Annotated in this window: 17 protein-coding genes; 9 read left to right on the top strand and 8 right to left on the bottom strand. The window is 61.9% G+C overall.

Annotated elements, in window-relative coordinates; all coding sequences use genetic code 11:
* Positions 1-91: 91 nt before the first annotated feature.
* Entirely contained in the window at positions 92-1,012 is a 921-nt protein-coding gene (locus J2045_RS22165) for a LysR family transcriptional regulator (protein ID WP_307377319.1), read from the bottom strand.
* 106 nt (positions 1,013-1,118) lie between these two features.
* On the opposite strand from J2045_RS22165, the gene J2045_RS22160 reads away from it, so the two are divergent.
* From J2045_RS22160 to J2045_RS22150, 3 genes are all read left to right on the top strand, one after another.
* Positions 1,119-2,297 (top strand): acyl-CoA dehydrogenase, encoded by a 1,179-nt coding sequence (locus J2045_RS22160; protein ID WP_370873195.1) that lies wholly within the window; start codon positions 1,119-1,121, stop codon positions 2,295-2,297.
* Between the two features lie 244 nt (positions 2,298-2,541).
* A complete protein-coding gene (locus J2045_RS22155; protein ID WP_307377315.1) occupies positions 2,542-3,549 on the top strand; it encodes a diguanylate cyclase in 1,008 nt (335 codons plus the stop codon).
* A gap of 218 nt (positions 3,550-3,767) precedes the next feature.
* Positions 3,768-3,908, top strand: coding sequence for a hypothetical protein (locus J2045_RS22150; protein ID WP_307377312.1), 141 nt, complete (start codon positions 3,768-3,770; stop codon positions 3,906-3,908).
* Positions 3,909-3,936: 28 nt separating this feature from the next.
* On the opposite strand, the gene J2045_RS22145 is transcribed toward J2045_RS22150, so the two are convergent.
* Positions 3,937-4,329, bottom strand: coding sequence for a hypothetical protein (locus J2045_RS22145; RefSeq protein ID WP_307377310.1), 393 nt, complete (start codon positions 4,327-4,329; stop codon positions 3,937-3,939).
* Between the two features lie 203 nt (positions 4,330-4,532).
* Between J2045_RS22145 and J2045_RS22140 the strand changes: the two genes are divergently transcribed.
* Entirely contained in the window at positions 4,533-4,925 is a 393-nt protein-coding gene (locus J2045_RS22140) for a response regulator (RefSeq protein WP_307377307.1), read from the top strand.
* Between the two features lie 4 nt (positions 4,926-4,929).
* Here the strand turns inward: J2045_RS22140 and J2045_RS22135 are convergent, their stop codons facing one another.
* Positions 4,930-5,550 (bottom strand): riboflavin synthase subunit alpha, encoded by a 621-nt coding sequence (locus tag J2045_RS22135; RefSeq protein WP_307377304.1) that lies wholly within the window; start codon positions 5,548-5,550, stop codon positions 4,930-4,932.
* A gap of 233 nt (positions 5,551-5,783) precedes the next feature.
* Between J2045_RS22135 and J2045_RS22130 the strand changes: the two genes are divergently transcribed.
* The 4 genes from J2045_RS22130 to J2045_RS22115 all read left to right on the top strand — a co-directional run bounded on the left by J2045_RS22130 (position 5,784) and on the right by J2045_RS22115 (position 9,443).
* Positions 5,784-6,722 (top strand): 1-phosphofructokinase family hexose kinase, encoded by a 939-nt coding sequence (locus J2045_RS22130; RefSeq protein WP_307377301.1) that lies wholly within the window; start codon positions 5,784-5,786, stop codon positions 6,720-6,722.
* 141 nt (positions 6,723-6,863) lie between these two features.
* Positions 6,864-8,042, top strand: coding sequence for a tonB-system energizer ExbB (exbB, locus tag J2045_RS22125; RefSeq protein WP_307377296.1), 1,179 nt, complete (start codon positions 6,864-6,866; stop codon positions 8,040-8,042).
* Positions 8,043-8,046: 4 nt separating this feature from the next.
* Positions 8,047-8,520, top strand: a complete 474-nt coding sequence (exbD, locus tag J2045_RS22120) for a TonB system transport protein ExbD (RefSeq protein ID WP_307377292.1) — start codon at positions 8,047-8,049, stop codon at positions 8,518-8,520.
* The gene (locus J2045_RS22115; RefSeq protein ID WP_166601401.1) at positions 8,517-9,443 is read left to right on the top strand and encodes an energy transducer TonB; all 927 of its coding nucleotides are present in this window, start codon (positions 8,517-8,519) and stop codon (positions 9,441-9,443) included. Before exbD ends, J2045_RS22115 begins: the two co-directional genes overlap by 4 nt.
* Here the strand turns inward: J2045_RS22115 and J2045_RS22110 are convergent.
* The 3 genes from J2045_RS22110 to J2045_RS22100 all read right to left on the bottom strand — a co-directional run bounded on the left by J2045_RS22110 (position 9,430) and on the right by J2045_RS22100 (position 13,958).
* A complete protein-coding gene (locus J2045_RS22110; RefSeq protein WP_307377289.1) occupies positions 9,430-10,971 on the bottom strand; it encodes a bifunctional aminoglycoside phosphotransferase/ATP-binding protein in 1,542 nt (513 codons plus the stop codon). The two genes, J2045_RS22115 and J2045_RS22110, sit on opposite strands and share 14 nt — an antisense overlap.
* Positions 10,972-11,094: 123 nt before the next feature.
* On the bottom strand, positions 11,095-12,636 hold the full coding sequence (amaB, locus tag J2045_RS22105) for an L-piperidine-6-carboxylate dehydrogenase (protein WP_307377286.1): 1,542 nt from the start codon (positions 12,634-12,636) through the stop codon (positions 11,095-11,097).
* Between the two features lie 38 nt (positions 12,637-12,674).
* A complete protein-coding gene (locus J2045_RS22100) occupies positions 12,675-13,958 on the bottom strand; it encodes an NAD(P)/FAD-dependent oxidoreductase (protein ID WP_307377284.1) in 1,284 nt (427 codons plus the stop codon).
* Between the two features lie 160 nt (positions 13,959-14,118).
* Between J2045_RS22100 and J2045_RS22095 the strand changes: the two genes are divergently transcribed.
* Entirely contained in the window at positions 14,119-15,018 is a 900-nt protein-coding gene (locus tag J2045_RS22095) for a LysR family transcriptional regulator (RefSeq protein ID WP_307377281.1), read from the top strand.
* A 1-nt stretch (position 15,019) separates the two neighbouring features.
* Here the strand turns inward: J2045_RS22095 and J2045_RS22090 are convergent, their stop codons facing one another.
* A complete protein-coding gene (locus J2045_RS22090) occupies positions 15,020-15,427 on the bottom strand; it encodes a DUF3307 domain-containing protein (protein ID WP_307377278.1) in 408 nt (135 codons plus the stop codon).
* Positions 15,428-15,589: 162 nt separating this feature from the next.
* The gene (locus tag J2045_RS22085; protein WP_307377276.1) at positions 15,590-18,517 is read right to left on the bottom strand and encodes an aminotransferase; all 2,928 of its coding nucleotides are present in this window, start codon (positions 18,515-18,517) and stop codon (positions 15,590-15,592) included.
* Positions 18,518-18,543 lie beyond the last annotated feature (26 nt).

Raw genomic sequence — 18,543 nt, 5'->3', positions numbered from 1 at the left:
TGATCATGGCTTTCGAAGGTTAGTCTTTGCTCATGACGGTAGGTTGTCAATCGGCACAGGACACAGGTGCTGAGTCATTTCTGGGTGCTCTTCAACCGCTTGTCGGACGTCGCTCGCTGAAGGTTCTCGCTTGCTCCAGGATCCAGGCCGCAAAGGTGCTGGCCGGCCCATAAGCCATCTTCGAAAGCGGTCGAACGAGGTAGTAGGCGCTGGCACTCTTGACCTCGTGATCCCAGGCGCGGACGAGTTGTCCGCTCGCCAGTTCCGGCTCGATCAGGAAGGTCGGGACCAACGCAATGCCGAGGCCGGCATGGCAGGCCTGGACGACATTCGAGAATTGTTCAAAGCGCATGCCGCCGCCGCGGCCTTCGCTGATGCCGAGGCTCGCGAACCAGTGTTCCCAGGCGCGCGGGCGGGACGCCATGTCGAAGAGAGGCTTGGCCAGGAGATCCTCCGGTCGCTTCACCGGGTTGGCGGCAAGGAAGGCGGGGCTGCAGACGGGCGCCACCATCTCATGCATCAGGAACTGGCAATCCGTGCCGGGCCAGTTCGGTTCGCCGATATGAATGGCTGCGTCGAGGCCCGATCCCTCGAAGTCGAACTGGCCGATGCGGGTGGCGAAATCCATGATGATGGCCGGGTTCTTCGACAGGAAGTCGGGAATGCGGGGCATCAGCCAGCGGGTGCCGAAGGTGGGAAGGATGGCAAGGCGCAGATGGGTGTCGTCGCGGGTCGCCATGGCTTCGAGCGAGAGCGTGCGGATGGTGGCGAGTGCGTCGCCGATACCTTTTGCATAGGTTCTGCCGATCGCCGTCAGTTCGACGCCGCGATTGGTGCGCTCGAAGAGCTTGACGCCGAGCTGGTCTTCGAGAAGGCCGATCTGGCGGCTGATCGCCCCTTGTGTCAGCGCCAGTTCGTTGGCGGCAGCCGAAAAGCTGCCGAGCTTGGCGACGGAATCAAAGGCGGCGAGTGCGCTGGTGGAGGGCAGGAAACGGCGTTGATGTGTGAGCATGCGATATGAATAGACCTAATAGCAACATGAGTAAACATGGCTTGAATTGTCGTCAGACATGAGCAATCTGGCATGACGAAACAAATGGATGAGACCGATGAGCGAGATGCAGCCGTTTTCCTGGAGTGACCCTTTCCTGATGTCTGAAATCCTCAGCGAGGATGAGCGGATGATCCAGGATGCCGCAGCGGCCTTTGCCGAAGCCGAACTCGCTCCGCGTGTCTCGGACGCCTATCTCGGTGAAACGGTCGAGCCGGAACTCTTCCGCCTGATGGGCAAGGCCGGTCTTCTCGGCGTCACGCTGCCGGAAAAATATGGTGCAGCGGATGCGGGCTACGTTTCCTATGGTCTCGTGGCGCGGGAGATCGAGCGGATCGACAGCGGTTATCGCTCGATGATGAGCGTGCAGTCCTCGCTCGTCATCTATCCGATCTATGCCTATGGTTCGGAAGAGCAGAAGGACAAGTATCTGCCGGGTCTGGTTTCCGGTGAACTCATCGGCTGCTTCGGCCTGACCGAGCCGGATGCCGGCTCCGATCCGGGTGGCATGAAGACCCGCGCTGAGAAGATCGAGGGTGGCTACCGCCTGCGTGGCTCCAAGATGTGGATCTCCAATGCGCCGATCGCAGATGTCTTCGTCGTGTGGGCGAAGTCCGAGGCGCATGGCGGCGAGATCCGTGGCTTCATCCTCGAAAAGGGCATGAAGGGCCTGTCGGCGCCGAAGATCGGCGGCAAGCTTTCGCTGCGGGCCTCGGTCACCGGCGAAATCGTCATGGATGGTGTCGAAGTCGGTGAAGATGCGCTTCTGCCGAATGTATCCGGCCTCAAGGGTCCCTTCGGCTGCCTCAATCGTGCGCGCTATGGGATCTCCTGGGGTGTACTCGGCGCGGCCGAAGACTGCTGGCATCGTGCCCGCCAATATGGCCTCGATCGCAAGCAGTTCGGCAAGCCGCTCGCCGGCACGCAGCTCTTCCAGAAGAAGCTGGCCGACATGCAGACCGAAATCTCGCTTGGCCTGCTTGCGTCACTGCGCGTCGGCCGCCTGATGGACGAGCACCAGTTCGCGCCCGAGATGATCTCCATCGTCAAGCGCAACAACTGCGGTAAGGCCCTCGACATCGCCCGCATGGCCCGCGACATGCATGGCGGCAACGGCATCCAGATCGAGTATCATGTGATGCGCCACGCGCAGAACCTTGAGACCGTAAACACCTATGAAGGCACGCATGACGTGCATGCACTGATCCTGGGAAGAGCCCAGACCGGTATTCAGGCCTTCTTCTGATCGGGTCATTCGGCTTCAGGCGGTCCACCACCCATGCCTATCCAGGGGTTTGATTGGTGGACTGTCGCAATATTGCGCCACCACCTGCAAAACCGCGTTTCCGCTTAAACACTCATACACTTGTCTGGTCTTAGAAACACATTCAGAAGACCCGAAATTTGTTCTAAGGTGTTGTTCGACGATTCCCGAGCGAGGATGCGGGATGCGGGTGCTCTGCACCACGGTCGGTTGTGGAGGATGCGCCATGTATGCTTTGACAGTACTCGATGCCGATGCGCTCAGTGCGTTCAGGAACGAGCATCCATGGCTCGATTTTCCGGAGAGCGTCACTGAGGTTTCGGTGTATTTCGATGACAATGGGGGCCCCAGCCGTCTGACGGCCCTCATGAAGGCGGAAGACGGTCAACTCCAGCCGGCCGACGTCAATACATTCGGTGTGGATACCCTTCTCGGCCTGATCCGCTATGCTCCGCAGGGAACGGCGAAAACCGAAGGCCCGCCAGAGGAACAGACCATCTGGGCCTTGATGGAAGCTCTTCCGGTTGCAGATGGATCCCGTTCGGTGGAGGCTGTCGAGGCGGAGCGTACGGAGAAGCTGCAGGAGGCCTATGCGATCCTGCGCAGCGTAGCGATCAGCAAAATGGAGGCTTTGCTCAAGACGGCGCAGAGTGCTCGCGAGACGCAGCGACTGGCCGATGGTATCTCCGCACTGCCGAAAACACTGGACGGCGTGGATGACGGCCACAAGCCGCACTTTCTCGAAGTCGACCTCTGGCGTCTCGTCGCGGTCCTTCGAGACGAGCTGGCGATGCCTGCCGACTACGAGATCTCGCCCGCAAGCGAGGACAAGCTGCTTTCGCGTGAACTGATCGAGCAGGCGGAAGCCACGGCGCTGTCCGGCCCGGTTATTCAGGCCCTGTTCGAGCTTTCGCCTGTCGCGTTTTCGATTTCCAGCATCGGACAGAAGAGCTCCCGCTATGTGCGGGTCAACCAGGCCTATCTCGATCTGGTCGGCAAGAACTGGGACGAGATCCGGGGTAGCGAGATGGTGGCTTCAGGTGTCGTTTCTGGCAGCGAGGCCCGTGCCGAGCGGCTGATGCTTCTCGACCGGGACGGCGGCTATACGGGGCTTCGCGGCGAGATCCGCAATGCTGACGGCAACATGGTGCCGGTGGTGATCTCGGCCCGACGAATCTCGGTCGCCGGCCAGCTCTACGACTTCGAAGTCCTTCAACGCGCGACACAGGACTGATCGACGGGCCTCAGGCCCGTCGTGACAGGGCGAAAGACCACGCCTCCAGCTCGAAGGTCTGGCCTTCCTCGGCCAGCTGCCCATGCTTTTGGTCGTCCTCGGTCGTAAGCTCCTGGGGGATTCGGGCCGAAGGCGGGGACGTCAGGATTCGAGTGGCGGATAACAGCCAGGAAGAGGACATGGCGGTTGCCTTCGAGCGCCTTCTTTAGGCGCGAAAGGTGTTGCGTATCGCAGTCGCCTATGCCGCCATCAATGGCACCTTGGCTCCGGTCGACGATCTGAAGCCGGACAATTCCGATGGCGAAGATCGCAACGATGGCAACCGACAGGCAGATGAGAATATGGGTTCTCAGGCCTGATGGAGACCCGGTGGATGCGCCAGAGGTTTCAGGTCTTGTCGCCGCTGGCCGTCGACGTATAGGTCGCAGACACCGGGTCGCTGGCGGGATAGGTATCCTCCAGGCCTTCCTGCAAGGCCGTTCCACCCCGCTGCATGGTCCGCTTGTCCTGCTTCTCCTGCCTAAGGCTTTCGACTGCAGCGCTCGGTTCCCTCGGAAGGTTTTCGTCGATTTCCGTGTCGCCGATCTCGCTCACGCCGAAGCGCGCCGCCTGCAACAGCATGACTTGTGCCTTCTCGAGCGCGTTATCCCGAGATAGGTCGCCGTTTTCGGTTGCTGCCATACGGACCGATACCCTCTCTTCGCCGTCACCGCGAAACTCGACAGTGAAGCCGCCGTTGGCCCCGTGATGCGCAATGATGTCCGTTCCGATGATCTGCATGGGGTGTCTCCCTTTTCTGTTGGAATCTGAACGCAGGGATTCGCATGTGTGTTCCATGCTTGACCGAGAGACTGCAGCGGGTGCGATTGCCCTAACCCAGGTCTTCTTCGCGTTAGGTCTCTGTTTACCATGTTGTTCGGCAATTTAAGAAAATCTGAACAAAGCATGATGGCGATCGTTGTGGTCGCAAAAGGAGAGAGAAGATGCCAGCAGGACAGGCTTTAGCGATCGACACCATTCTGATCGTCGAGGACGACGTGTTCATCTCGATGGATGCCGCCGATGCCGTCGCACGGGCCGGTGTCAACGTCATCACCACGGAGACGGTCAGGGATGCGCTGGAAATCCTGGATACCGAGCATATTTCCGGTGCGATCCTCGACTTCAAAGTGCGGGATGGCGCGGTCACGCCAATCATACAGAAGCTCCGCCGCAGCGGCATTCCGTTTCGCATCGTCTCAGGGTCGCCTGTCAAGGAGATCGAGGCGAACGGAATACCCGAGGATCTTTGTGCCTCAAAGCCGGCAGACTATGGGCAAGTGCTCGTGGCACTGATGCGTGACGTCGCGCCGCGTGGCGCTCACGGGGGCCACTGACGCTTCACGCGCGCTTCGACATCAACCGTTCCAGAGTCCGTTCGACAACGTCGACCATGACCATCGTCTGGTGGTCCACCTCGATGTTGAGGGCGTCACCCGGCTTGTAGCGTGGGAATGTCGTCTGACGCAGGGTTTCGGGAATAAGGTTGATCGTGAACGTGTCGTCTTCGGCCTCTGCAACGGTGAGGCTGGCGCCGTTCACTGCGAGGTAGCCACGCTTGAAGACGTATTTCGCCCATTCTTCCGGGACGCGGAAACGGATGAACGCACCCGGCATTTGCATGTTCGCAGCAACCAGCTCGGCCGTCGTTGCAATGTGGCCGGCGATGTTGTGGCCGCCGTTTTCATCGGTGGGCTTGGCAGAGCGCTCGATGTTTACATGGTCGCCGGATCCGAGGCTTCCAAGATTGGTTCGATCGAGAGTCGCATCCATCGCGTCGAAGCTCACCGTGGCGCCCTCCATCGATGTAACCGAAAGGCATACACCCTCCACAGCGACGCTGGCGCCGATTTGCAGATCAACCATCAGCCGTTCCGGCAGTTCAATGAAGAAGGTCGTATAGCCATCGTGACGGACGATGGATTTGATCGGAGCGACGGTCTGGACGATACCGGTATACATGGGATGAAGTTCCTCGAAAGATGCGAACGGAAGGTAATGCCTCGCACACCAAAGACAATCCCCATCAAGTGATCTCTGTGTTCACCCCTGGGGGTACACGTGGGAACACCGATTCCTAAGTGCGGTTGAGACCATGCGTCCTTGGGCCCGCTTGCGGTCCCGTGCACGACCGTCTTAGATCCTTCACGACGTTGTTGCAGTCTTGTCTCCGATCATTGTCAGGTAGTTCATCCATGAAGAAGATTCTTTGCCTCGCCCTCAATCCTGCAATCGACATCTCCAGCGATGCGGACGTGGTGCGCCATACACACAAGACCCGGACCTACAATCAGCAGCAGTTCCCGGGTGGTGGTGGCATCAACGTGGCGCGTGTCATTGCCACGCTTGGCGGCACCTGCGACCTGATGTTCCTGTCGGGCGGTGCCACGGGCGAATTGCTGGAAGCGATGCTGAAGCCGCTGCCGATCGCCACACATCCGTTCAGGATTCACGATCCGGTACGGGTCGCCTTTGCGGTGCACGAAACATCCAGCAATGTCGAGTATCGCTTCGTGCCTGAGGGGCCATTGGTAACCGAGGCCGAATTGGCACCCGTGTTCGAGGCTGTCGCTGCGAGTGATGCGGATTACGTGGTGGCGAGCGGCAGTCTGCCGCGCGGCATCGCTGACGACACCTATGTGCGACTCGCGGATATCGTGGCTTCGAAAGGCGCGCACTTTGTCCTCGACACATCGGGGCAGCCGCTTTCGGAGGCCCTGGCGCGATCGCGAATGTTTCTCGTCAAGCCGAGCCTTGGCGAGTTCGAAACCTTCCTCGGACGCAAGCTCGCACATGACGAGGTCGGTGCAGCAGCACAGGCGCATGTGAGGACAGGTGCCGCACAGCACATCGCGGTGACCCTCGGTGCGGATGGTGCCGTTCTGGCTTCGGCGGACCGGATCATCCGATTGCCGGCCATCGATGTGCCCGTGAATTCGGCGACAGGTGCTGGAGACAGCTTCGTGGCCGGCATGATCTGGTCCCTGGCTAAAGGGCATGATATCGCAGAGGCCTTCCGCTTCGGTCAGGCGGCAGGAGCCGCGACTGTCATGACGGCCGGAACCGAACTCTGCCGCAGGCATGACGTGTTCGAGCTCTTCGAACGAGAAGCGCAGGACATCAGTCTCCGCTGAGCGTGATCACAGATTCTGGAAAACAACCTCTCGGTTGTTTTATTACTTGTCACCATTAATCAAGTTTTATAAGGGAAGGCAGCGTAAGGGCGCGACCGTGGCGTCCGCAATTTGATCACCAGTCTATAAAAGGAGCTCCCAATGCCGCTCATTCATTCGGGGCCTTCGCTGAAGCGATTTGGACTTCTCCTTTCCGTTCTTCTATGCGTCCCTGTCGCCCATGCGCAACAGGCGGAGCAACAGATAACCCTGCCGCAGAACGCTGCAGCTGCGCCTGTGGCTGTGTCTCCCGCCGCCCCGGCGCCAACGGCTGGCAGCCCTGCCATTCCCGCAGAAGCAATGGGGGAGCAAGCGCCTTCGGCATCGGCGCTTCCTGTTGCGCCGGCCGCAGCCGCGACATCATCGCAAACGCCTCCCGTGGTGCGTGACACACAAGCAGTTTCGTCCGGCGTCGCGCAGGTGCCGCAGCCTTCCGCAACGCCGCCGACTGAACCCTTGGCCAATGAGGCCGCAGTCGAGCCTGCGGTGGATGCGGCTGTGCCGTCTGTGCCGGTGTCCGGCACTGCCGAGCCGTCAGAAGACATTGCCGAGAAGGGCATTGCGCATGATCTGTCGCCTGAGGGCATGTTCATGGCGGCCGACTGGGTGGTCAAGTCGGTGATGATCTCGCTTGCGCTTGCCTCCGTGCTGACATGGACGGTGTGGTTGGCCAAGTCGCTTCAGCTCTTTGGGGCGCGCTCCCGGGCCCTGCGCGGGCTCAAGGCCGTCACCCAAGCCCGTCAGTTGCAGGATGCCCTGCAGGCGCTGGAGAAGAGGGGTGGCGTGGTTGCCGGCATGGTACGGGCCGCCCAGCACGAAATGCGCCTGTCCGATGCCGCGATCGATCAGGTCGGCGGTGACGGGGTCAAGGAACGTGTGGCCTCGGCATTGGCACGGATCGAAGCCGGGGCCGGGCGCAAGATGTCGAACGGCACCGGCGTTCTCGCAAGCATCGGGTCAACGGCGCCATTCGTCGGCCTGTTCGGCACTGTCTGGGGCATCATGAATTCCTTCATCGGTATAGCCGAGACCCAGACGACCAATCTTGCCGTCGTCGCGCCGGGAATTGCCGAAGCGCTGCTGGCAACCGCAATCGGTCTCGTCGCAGCCATTCCTGCGGTCATCATCTACAACGTCTTCGCCCGGTCCGTGACCGGTTACCGCCAGCTGCTGGCCGATGCCGGTGCTGGTATCGAGCGGCTGGTGAGCCGGGATCTCGACTTCCGCAAGAGTGCCCGGATCGCTCAGGCGACCAAGCCCATGACGATGGCGGCGGAGTAAACAGATGGCTGGCGGCATCCGCGAAAACAGCTCCGGCGACGATCTGGTCGAGAACCACGAGATCAACGTAACGCCCTTCATCGATGTCATGCTGGTCCTGCTGATCATCTTCATGGTCGCGGCTCCGCTCTCGACGGTTGATGTCAACGTCGACCTGCCGGCTTCGACCGCAAAACCCGCTGAGCGTCCGGATGAACCGGTCTACGTCACGCTGAAGGAAGACATGAGCCTTTCGCTCGGCAACGATACCGTTGCCCGCGAGGCGCTCGGAACATCGCTCGACCGGATGACTGATGGCAACAAGGATGCGCGGATCTTCCTGCGTGCCGACAAGACCGTCGACTATGGCCAGTTCATGGAGATCATGAACCTGTTGCGCGATGCAGGTTACCTGAAGATTGCGCTCGTTGGTCTGGAAAGCCTGCCGGCAGCGCCAGCGCCAGTTCCAGCGGCTACGCCGATGGAGCCTGCGCCATGATCGAGCCCCGCTCCACGAAGCGCGCCATCGGCGAGGGGCTGTTGTGGACCGCAGCCGGCGTTCTCATCGCGGCGGCCCACGCAGGTGCCGTGGCGGTGCTTCTGCGCGAACCGGAGATGGTCCTTGCTGACAGCGGACCGCCGCCGGCCATCATGATCGAGCTCGCCCCGGAGGCGGAAGCCGTCATTACTGACGAGACTGAGATCTCGAACGAGCAGGTGGATGCCGAAGAGGTAAAGACGGCAACCAGCGAACCGGTACCGGAGCCTGTCCAGGAACCGGTGGAGCAACCCCTGCCGGAGCCCCCGCCGCCGGAACCCGAGCCGGAGGTCGCCGAGGCTCTGCCCGAGCCGCCGCCACTCATCGAGCCGGAACCCCTGCCGGAGCCAATCCCCGAAATCGATCCCATCGAGCAGCTTGTGATGGCGGAGCTGGAAAATGTCGAGGTTCCGATCCCGATGATGCGGCCGCCCGTGCCGAAGCCGGTCGTCGAGAAGAAGAAGGAACCGGCACCGAAGAAGGTGGTGAAGAAGGAGCAGGTTCAGCCACCGGCCTCGCAGTCAGCGCGGACGGCGAAGGCCGAGGTGGCACCCTCGACCCGGAATGCTGCGGCGGCCACGGCCAGCGGCGCAGGTCGCAATGCGTCTCCCGCCAAGTGGCAGTCGCGGCTGATGTCGCATCTCGAGCGGCGCAAACGTTATCCCAGCGAGTCGCGTAGCAATCGCGAAGAGGGCACGGTCTATGTCCGCTTCCGGATCGACGATTCCGGCAATGTGCTGGCGGTCTCCCTGTCGCGTTCCTCGGGTTACCCGACACTGGACAATGCCGTGCTCGACATGGTTCGAGCTGCGTCTCCGGTCCCCCCGCCGCCTCCGGGTGTCAACAAGACAATCACGGCTCCGGTGAAGTTCAACATCCGCTGACGGCAACGATCGTTGCAAGGCCGAGTGCTTCTTCCGCGACAATGGAGGCGGGACGACTTGCATCGATGCGACGCCAGTCGATCGGGCCGATCTCGCGTGCCAGCTGCTTGTCGAGAACCTGCACCGTTGCATCGGAATCGAGCACTGGCCTCGCCTTGACACGGGACCGCAGGACAGCTGGATCGGCATCGAGCCAGAGGCCCAGGAAACCGACCCCGTTCCGGCGCGCGACGTCTTCGATCGCTGCCCTTTCCTGCTCGTTGGCAAAGACCGCGTTTGCGACGACGCATCCTCCGGATCGGATGACAATGTCCGCCTTTTCGGCGAGCGCGGCATAGACCCTTTCGGAGATCTCCTGGCTGTAGGCCTCCGCTGGCATGTGTCGACCCCGGGGATGGCCGAGCATGGCGCGGCGCAGGCGATCGCTTTCGAGCAGGCGGGCGCCGGGGGCAAGGCCGATGCGTGGTGCAATCGCTTCGGCGAGTGTCGACTTTCCCGATCCGCTGAGCCCACCGATTGCGACCAGTATAGGCGCCTTCTGCTGCAGCAGCTCGATTGCCAGGTCCCGATACGACCTTGCGTCCTCTGCGGCATGGCCGGACTGGTCCCCCAGATCGCGCAGCTGCGTTGCTCCAACATGGGCGCGGATTGCGGCCCTGAGCGCCAGCAAAAAGGGCATGATCCCGTAACCGCCATCGTCGCCTGTCCGGTCGAGATAACGATTGACGACGGTGCTGGCGAAGTCCGGCAGCGCTCTGTGCCAAAGGTCCATCAGCAGAAAGGCGAGGTCGTAGAGGATGTCCGATGTCGCCAGGTGGTCGTTGAAATCGATGCAGTCGAACATGCGCGGTCCTTCGGGACCGAGGAAGATGTTGTGGAGGTGCAGATCGCCGTGGCAATGCCTGATCATGCCGGCGCGTTCGCGTTCGTCCAGTGCCGCTGCGTGGCGGTTCAGAGCCTCGCGGAAGAGCGCTGTCAGTCTGCTTGTCTCATCCGCCGAAAAGAGCGACACGGCCGAGAAGGCCGCTTGGTTGATGTCAAGGACTGCGGCAAGGTTGGCGCGTCCGCTGCCGATATGAAGGATCTCGGCCTCTCCGTGGAATTCCGCGATTTGCTCTGCCGTATCTTCCATCAGGGATTTCGATAATGCGCCGGTCTCGGCCATCCTGTCGAACAGCATCTCCTGCGAGAACCGATGCATCTCCACGACATAATCGATGGCCTCACCTTGGCCGCCCAGCGCGATGTTGCCGCCTGCGTCTCTGGTGATCGCGCGAACGCCGCAATAGATCTCCGGAGCCGTGCGCCTGTTGAGCGTCACTTCAGCCTCGCAATAGAGGCGTCGCAGATCGATCGTCGAGAAGTCGGCATAAGGCAGTTTGACTGCCCGCTTCAGCTTGTAGGCCTTATTGGCTGCGAGGAATATCAGGGAGATATGCGTTTCGATCACCTCGACCTGCGCGGATATCCCGTGGTTGGCGGGGTCCCGGAGAAAGGCGATTGCGGCTGACTGGTCCTCGACTTGCATGCATCCCTCACACGTGACGGCTGCTTCAGTCTCCTCCATCCCAAGGCCAAAGGCCAGCGACCCGCGCATGGACCTTTGTCGCAGGGGAAGAGGACCGGCGGAGGCCCGCCGGTCCTTCAGACATCACTCGATGTCGAACTTGACGCCCTGGGCGAGCGGCAGGGTACGACCGTAGTTCACGGTGTTGGTCTGGCGGCGCATATAGGCCTTCCAGCTGTCGGAGCCGGATTCGCGGCCGCCGCCGGTTTCCTTTTCGCCACCGAAGGCGCCGCCGATTTCCGCACCCGACGGGCCGATATTGACGTTGGCGATACCGCAATCCGAGCCACGGTCGGAGACGAAGGCTTCCGCCTCGCGAATGTCGTTGGTGAAGATCGACGAGGAGAGGCCCTGGGGCACATCGTTGTTCAGTGCCAGTGCGTCGTCGAAATTCGCATACTTGATGACGTAGAGGATGGGCGCGAAGGTTTCCTCGACGACCGGGCCGCACTGGTCCGGCATCTCGACGAGGGCCGGGCGGACGTAGAAGGCGTCGGCGGCTTCGTCAGAGCGAACGCGGTCACCACCATGCACCTTGCCGCCATTGGCCTTGGCGGCTTCCAGGGCGTGCTGCATGCGCTCGTAGGAGCCCTTGTCGATCAGCGGTCCGATCAGATTGCCGGATTCCAACGGGTTGCCGATGGTGACGGAGCCGTAGGCCTTGATCAGGCGCGGCACGAGCGTGTCGTAAACGCTCTCGTGGACAAAGAGACGACGCAGCGTGGTGCAGCGCTGGCCGGCGGTGCCCATGGCGGAGAAAGCAACGCCGCGCAGCGTCAGGTCGAGATCGGCGGTCGGGCCGACGATCGCGGCATTGTTGCCGCCGAGTTCGAGGATCGAGCGGCCGAAGCGGGCGGCGACGCGCGGGCCGACGGCGCGGCCCATGGCGGTCGAACCGGTTGCCGAGATCAGCGGAACCTTCGGGTGATCGACGAGGATCTCGCCGATGTCGCGGCCGCCGATCAGCAGCGTCGACAGGTTTGCGGGCGCCTTGCCGCCCTGGGCATTGTAGCGCTTCACAGCCTTTTCGAAGATCGCCTGGGTGGCGATGGCGGTGAGCGGGGTCTTTTCCGAGGGTTTCCAGATGGTCGAGTTGCCGCAGACGAGCGCAAGCGCTGCATTCCAGGACCAGACGGCGACGGGGAAGTTGAATGCCGAGATGATGCCGGTGACACCGAGGGGGTGCCAGGTTTCCATCATGCGGTGTTCGGCGCGTTCGGTTGCGATCGTCAGGCCGTAGAGCTGGCGCGACAGGCCGACGGCGAAATCGCAGATGTCGATCATTTCCTGGACTTCGCCGAGGCCTTCCGAGGTGATCTTGCCGACTTCGATCGAGACAAGGCGGCCGAGCTCGGTCTTCGCCGCGCGCAGCTCCTCGCCGAGCAAGCGGATCAGTTCGCCACGCTGCGGGGCGGGCACGAGACGCCATTCGAGGAAGGCCTTGTGGGCTGCGTCGATCGCCTTGCGGGTGTCGTCTGGAGAGATTTCGGCGACGGCTGCGATGGTCTCACCGTTGATCGGCGAGCGAACCGACAGCGTGCCGCCGGTCAGGGCCTTGGCGTCGACGCCAAAGCTTGCCATCAGCGATGCCGTTTCGGCGGAAAACTTGAGAGTGGCGAGGGTCATGGTGGTCCTTCCGTCAGGTCTACCTGGTTCTTGTTCGTTCAAAATCGTGCGCCGGCCAGATGCGCCACCTGGGCGCCGGCCTCGTACCATGCTTCCTTCAGGGTGCGGAAGGCCGGTGCTTGTGGATCAGTGAGTGGCAGGGGCAGTTCTTCTTCGGACATCTGGCCGAGGATGTGGCTGGCGATCGTCTTGCCAAAGACAGTGCCCGGTGAAATGCCGCGTCCGTTATAGCCGGAGAAGCCGATGACGCCGGGCGCAAACTTGTGGAAGCGCGGGAGCGCATTCGTGGTCATGCCGATCTGGCCATACCATTCGCTTTCGAAGGCAATGTCGCCGATCTGCGGGAAGATCGCTTTCAGCGCTCGTTGTGCCCAGGCGCGATGAATGCCGAGGCCTGTGCCACGCAGGGCGCCGACGCTGCCAAAGACCATGCGGCCGGCCTTGTCCATGCGGAAGGAGGACAGCACCTCTTTCGTGTCCCAGCAGCCTTGCCGCTCCGTCAGTATCGACTTACGCAGATTGTCACTGAGGGGCACGGTCGCAAAATTGAAGTAGGGGAGATGAACCTGTTCTTCGCGCACGGCAGCGAAGGGGCCGTGGCTATAGGCATCAGTTGCAACCACGATCCACTGCGCATCGACGCTGCCTTCTGCGGTGACGACACGCCAGCCGTTGGCTGTCTTGTCATAGGACACGACCGGGCTTGAGGTATGGAGGACGGCTCCCGCCTTCACTGCCGCATGGGCGAGGCCACGGGCATAGGCCAGGGGTTGCAAGGTGCCGGCGCGGCGATCGAGCAGCGCGCCCTGATAGGCGCGGGTCGCGATCTTGTGTTCGGTCTCCGCCTCGTCGAGCAGTTCCACGGGCGCGCCGCGACGCTGCCACTGCTCGGCGCGCGCTTCGATTTCCTTTCGCCCGGCGGTCCCAACGGCGCAGTGAAGGGTGCCCTGGCGCTCCAGTTCGCATTCGATCCCGTGGCGATCGATCAGGTCCATGACCGTGCGCGGTCCGTTGCCGAGCAGATCGAGCAGGCGCTCGCCATAGACCGGGCCGAGTTCACCCGGTAGATCATCGGGCATGACCCACATGCCGGCATTGATCAGGCCGACATTGCGGCCGGCGCCGCCGAAGCCGATTTCCCTGGCTTCGAGCAGAATGACGCTGGTCCCTGCTTCGGCGAGATGAAGGGCTGCGGAAAGGCCGGTATAACCTCCGCCGACGATCACGACATCGGCCTTGGCCGCACCCTGCAGGGACGCTGTCTGGGGGGCAGCGGGAGCCGTCTTTTCCCAAAGTCCGTGGGAGCGAGGATCGTTCAGCATGGTGTGGCCCCGGGATATGTATTGTGCCGAGGCTGGTAGACCTGACATGGATGCATCTCCGATATCATTCCGCCTCGTACTGTCTTGTGATTTCTAGAAGAGCGTTCTACGCCATTCCAGCGATAAATTCTCAAGAGATCATTCCAAAAAGGCATGACCAATGCTGCCGGCGCGTCGCTTTCTCCCGTCGCTCTCCCTCCTCACCGCCTTCGAGGCTGCCGCCAGGACCGGGAGCATCACGGCCGCCGCGCGTGAGCTTGACCTGACGCAGAGTGCCGTCAGTCGCCAGATCAAGGCGCTGGAGAATCAACTCGGGGTCGGGCTCTTCCTGCGGGAGCGGCAGACGATCCGGCTGACGGTTGCCGGTGACAGCTATGCCCGCGAGATCCGCGAGGCGCTCAGGCGCATCTCAAGTGCCTCCTTGAACCTCCGTGCCAACCCGCATGGCGGGACGTTGAACCTCGCGATACTGCCGACTTTCGGCGCGCGCTGGCTCGCGCCACGGCTTGGGCAGTTCCTTACAGCCAATCCTGGGATCACGATCAACCTCGTGACACGGCTGTCGCCCTTCGATTTTCGCCTCGATTCGATCGATGCCGCGATCCATTTCGGCGATGCGGTCTGGCCCGGCGCGGAGCTGACCTTGCTGATGGAGGAGGAGACGATCCCGGCCTGTAGCCCGACGTTCAAGCGCGAGCATGCAATCGAAATGCCGACCGACCTCCTGCATGTCTCGCTCTTGCACCTGACCACGCGGCCCGATGCCTGGGAGCGATGGTTCCACGAGACGGGTGTTGCGTTCGAAAGCGTGCATGGCATGCTTTTCGACCAGTTCGCAACGGCATCTCAAGCGGCGATCGGCGGGCTAGGTGTCGCGCTCTTGCCGACCTTTCTCATTCAGGATGAACTCAGGCGCGGCGAACTCGTACCCGCCGTCAATCGGCCAATCCGGAGTGACCAGCGCTATTATCTCGCCTTTCCGCGTGAACGCGCGGCCTATCCGCCGCTCGTGGCCTTCCGCAACTGGATCATGAGAGAATTGTCCAGGCCTGCGGCGTAAATCAGACGCCGCTTGCGGCCGCCGCGATCCAGACCGCGAAGGCCAGATGCGTCAGGTGATGAAGGGTCTGGTCTGTACCGAAGAGCCACCAATAGGCGGCCTGCTCGGCCTTGAAACGGAAGCGATGCTGGAGCAGCGTCTTGCTCTTGTCGATCATGCCGTGGACGATCAGGTCGACCACCGCCAACCATGCCATTTGCGGGGCCAGAAGCAATGCGATCAAGAGCGTGCCGACGGCATGCACGGTGATATGTGCCAGCAATGGCACAAGCCAGCCCTGCAGGCGCTCTTTTCCCTTGGCCATCCAGCCGGTCTGCAGAAGAAAGTCAGCCGCCAGATGCTTGATAATGAACAGAGCTACGGCCCAGATCAACAGCTGGGTGGAGATTTGCTCCGGCAGGATGGGCATGAGTATTCCTTCGGCTTACTTTTCTGTCCGAAGATAGACCACTCTTCAAAACGGTGTGAAGCCGCCATTTAGTCTACCCAGATTTGGGCTTTGCGCTTCCTTTACGTGATTATGGGCTTTCGCGCGCGTCCGTTAGGTCCATGGTAGTGTCTGGGAGGCCGGTCACCAGCCTTCGGAAAGCACCTTTTCCAGCATTTCCGCGAAGAAGTCGGCGCTTTCCCGTGTCAGGCAAAGGGGCGGTTTTATTTTCAAAACGTTAAGATGATCGCCGGTCGGCTGCATGATGACCCCACACTCGAGCAGCCTGTCGCAGATGGCAGCGGTTTCTTCGGTCGCCGGCTCGAGTGTTTCCCGGTCGCGAACGAATTCCAGCCCGAGATACAGGCCCATGCCGTGGACCGCGCCGACAATCGGAAAGCGCTGGCCGAGTGCTTCAAGGCGGAGCTTGAGGTGATCGCCGACGTCGCGCGCATTTTCCTGCAGGTTCTCGTCCTTGATGATGTCGAGCACGGTCATGCCGACCACGCAGCTGACGGGGCTGCCACCGGACGAAGAGAAGAAGTAGCCTTCCTTTTCGAGGCTGTCGGCGATTTCCCGACGCGTGATGACGGCTCCAAGTGGCTGGCCGTTGCCCATCCCCTTGGCCACGGTGATTATGTCGGGCACCTCTCCCTGCTGTTCGAAGCCCCAGAAGTGGTGTCCGAGCCGGCCATACCCGACCTGCACCTCGTCTGCTATGCAAAGGCCGCCATGTTCACGGACCAGAGCGTAGACCTCGCGAAGGTAACCCGGGGGCAGCGGAATGCCGCCGGCATTGCCATAGAGGCTTTCCGCGATGAAGCCTCCCAGGCGTCCGCCCCGATCCTCGATCTCGGCGATTTTCTCGGCAACTGCCGCCACATAACCGCCGGTCGACCCTTCGCAGCGATATCTGCCACGATAGGTGTTTGGCGAGAGCACGGGGTGTACCCAGTCGGGGCGCGTTTCAAGGGCGCGCGGATTGTCGGCGATAGACGTCGAGACCGCGTCGCTGGCGACTGTCCAGCCATGATAGGCTTCGAGCAGGCTCAGGACGTTGCGGTGGCCGCTATGCGCCCAGGCGAGACGCAAGGCCAGATCGACCGCTTCTGAACCGGAGTTGACGAGGAAGACGGTGTCCAGGCCCTCCGGTGCCAGCGATGCCAAACGGTCTGAAAACTCTGCGACGGCGGCATAGTGGAACCGTGAATTGGTGTTGAGCAGCGCCCATTGGCGTCCCACGGCCTCGGCCAGTCGGGGATGCCCGTGACCGAGGATCGTGACATTGTTGACCATGTCGAGATAGGCGCGTCCCTTGACGTCGAAGAGATGCTCTTTCCAGCCGCGCTCGATCTGCGGCGGGTCGGCATAGTAGTTCTTCTGGGGCCTGGCAAAGCTCTTCTTGCGGCGCTCGAGCAGGTCATGGCTCTCCGGTGCCGGCGCGTCGACGCCAACGCCGAGCAGTCGCGACGGAGAGGGGCAGATAAGGCGCCAGATCGCACTTTGCTGCGGTTTCGAGAACAGCGGCGGAATGAGATCCGGGTCCCGACAAAGCTGGATGCGCAGCCCGCCGACACCGCCTGCGGCCCCTGCCACCGCACCGATGGGATCACCCGCCGTGACGCTCGCACCGTTCTCCAGGCTGCAATCGATCCCGTCCAGATGAAGTGACAGATCCCGTGAGGAGAGGATCAGGTGATGACCGTCGAGGATGACGGTGGCATCGAAGGGGGCAAAGGCTTCCGTTGCCCCCGGCAGGCAGACGTCGATGTGGAGCGCGAACGTCGCTGGCGGCGTTGCGGAAAGAAGTTTTGTATAGGACAAGCGATACTCGCCATAGCGGGTCGAGGCGACGCCGGTCTCCAACGCCGCCCGCGCGAGTAGCTTCCAGTCGATTTCCTGGTCGGCCCAACTGTCGCGCGGCAGGTCCGGGCTTGTGACGGTCAGGTCTGTGAGCCGGAAATCGTCGGGCGTCAGCGACGGCAGCAGTGAATGCGCAACCGGGGTCTCGGTCTCGTCCGGAAGCAGGCCCGCAGCGTGCAGAATGGCCGCCTGCATCAGCGAATGGGGAACCGAAGTGGCGACCTCGAAGATCATGCGTTCGTGGTCGATGTTGCCGAGGATGTATTCGTTGTCGGGGTCGATCGACAATTGCTGCTCGCTGCTTGCGACGAGGACACCGGCCCTTGCGACGATCAGTGGCCATAGAGCTCTGAGTTCCGCCTCGTTCAGCGGGTAACGCTGGTGGAAAGCCTTGACCGCCGGCAGGATGAAGAAGGGGTCGCCGTCGGCATGGTGGAGCAGGGCGGCGCATGTGACGGCGAGGTCTGCCACCAGCCAGCCGTAGAGCACGTCACCGAAATCGATGACGCCATCCGGCATGAGCCTCCTGGAGGCGTTCGGTGTCGCGACCACGTTGTCATCGGTGATGTCGTGATGGATGGGCTGGATGCGCAGTTCTGAAGCGAGCGGCTGCAGGCGCTTCACTGCCACAATCATCGCCTTGGCGATCCGGTCACGCTGCTTCTGATCCGTCACCGATTTCAGGAGATGCAGGGCGACAGGCCCCGCCCGGCGTAGATCCCACTGCAGTTCTCGTTGCAGTCCCTCATGGCGGAAGTCCCTGAGGCCCATGGCCACGCGCGCAACCACATCGCCGAAGGCCGCGACGACCTCCGGGGGGAGGTGCTTCTGGAGTGTGAGCGGCTCGCCATCGAGATAGGAGAGAAGGCGGATCCAGTAGTGCTCTCCGCCGAGTTCGATCTGCGGGATGTATTCGCCCGTCAGGGCCGGGATCGGCTCGGGAATGCGCAATCCGATCTCCAGACCGCGCAGGTGGTCCATCGCGCGGTTCTGTGCGTCGAGCTCGTACTGGGGATACTCGGCCCGCGTGACCTTCAGGACGAGGCGTTCTTCGCCGGTGTCGATCAGGAAGTTGCGGTCCTGCTGGCTGCCGAGCTCCCGGATGGGGCCGCTGAAACCGTAGAAATCATTGAAAATGATCTTTGCGTCGGCCAGCGAGACGTTCGGGCGAGGCAATTCGGTGCGCTGGAGCAGAGCCGAGTCGGCCATACGTTTCCTCCCTGGGAATCATGACG

Origin of the sequence: Peteryoungia aggregata LMG 23059, assembly GCF_030814435.1 — a bacterium.
In the GTDB taxonomy this organism is placed as follows: domain Bacteria; phylum Pseudomonadota; class Alphaproteobacteria; order Rhizobiales; family Rhizobiaceae; genus Allorhizobium; species Allorhizobium aggregatum.
Note: the sequence above shows the minus strand (reverse complement) of the source record. Positions and strands in the feature narration are given on the sequence as shown.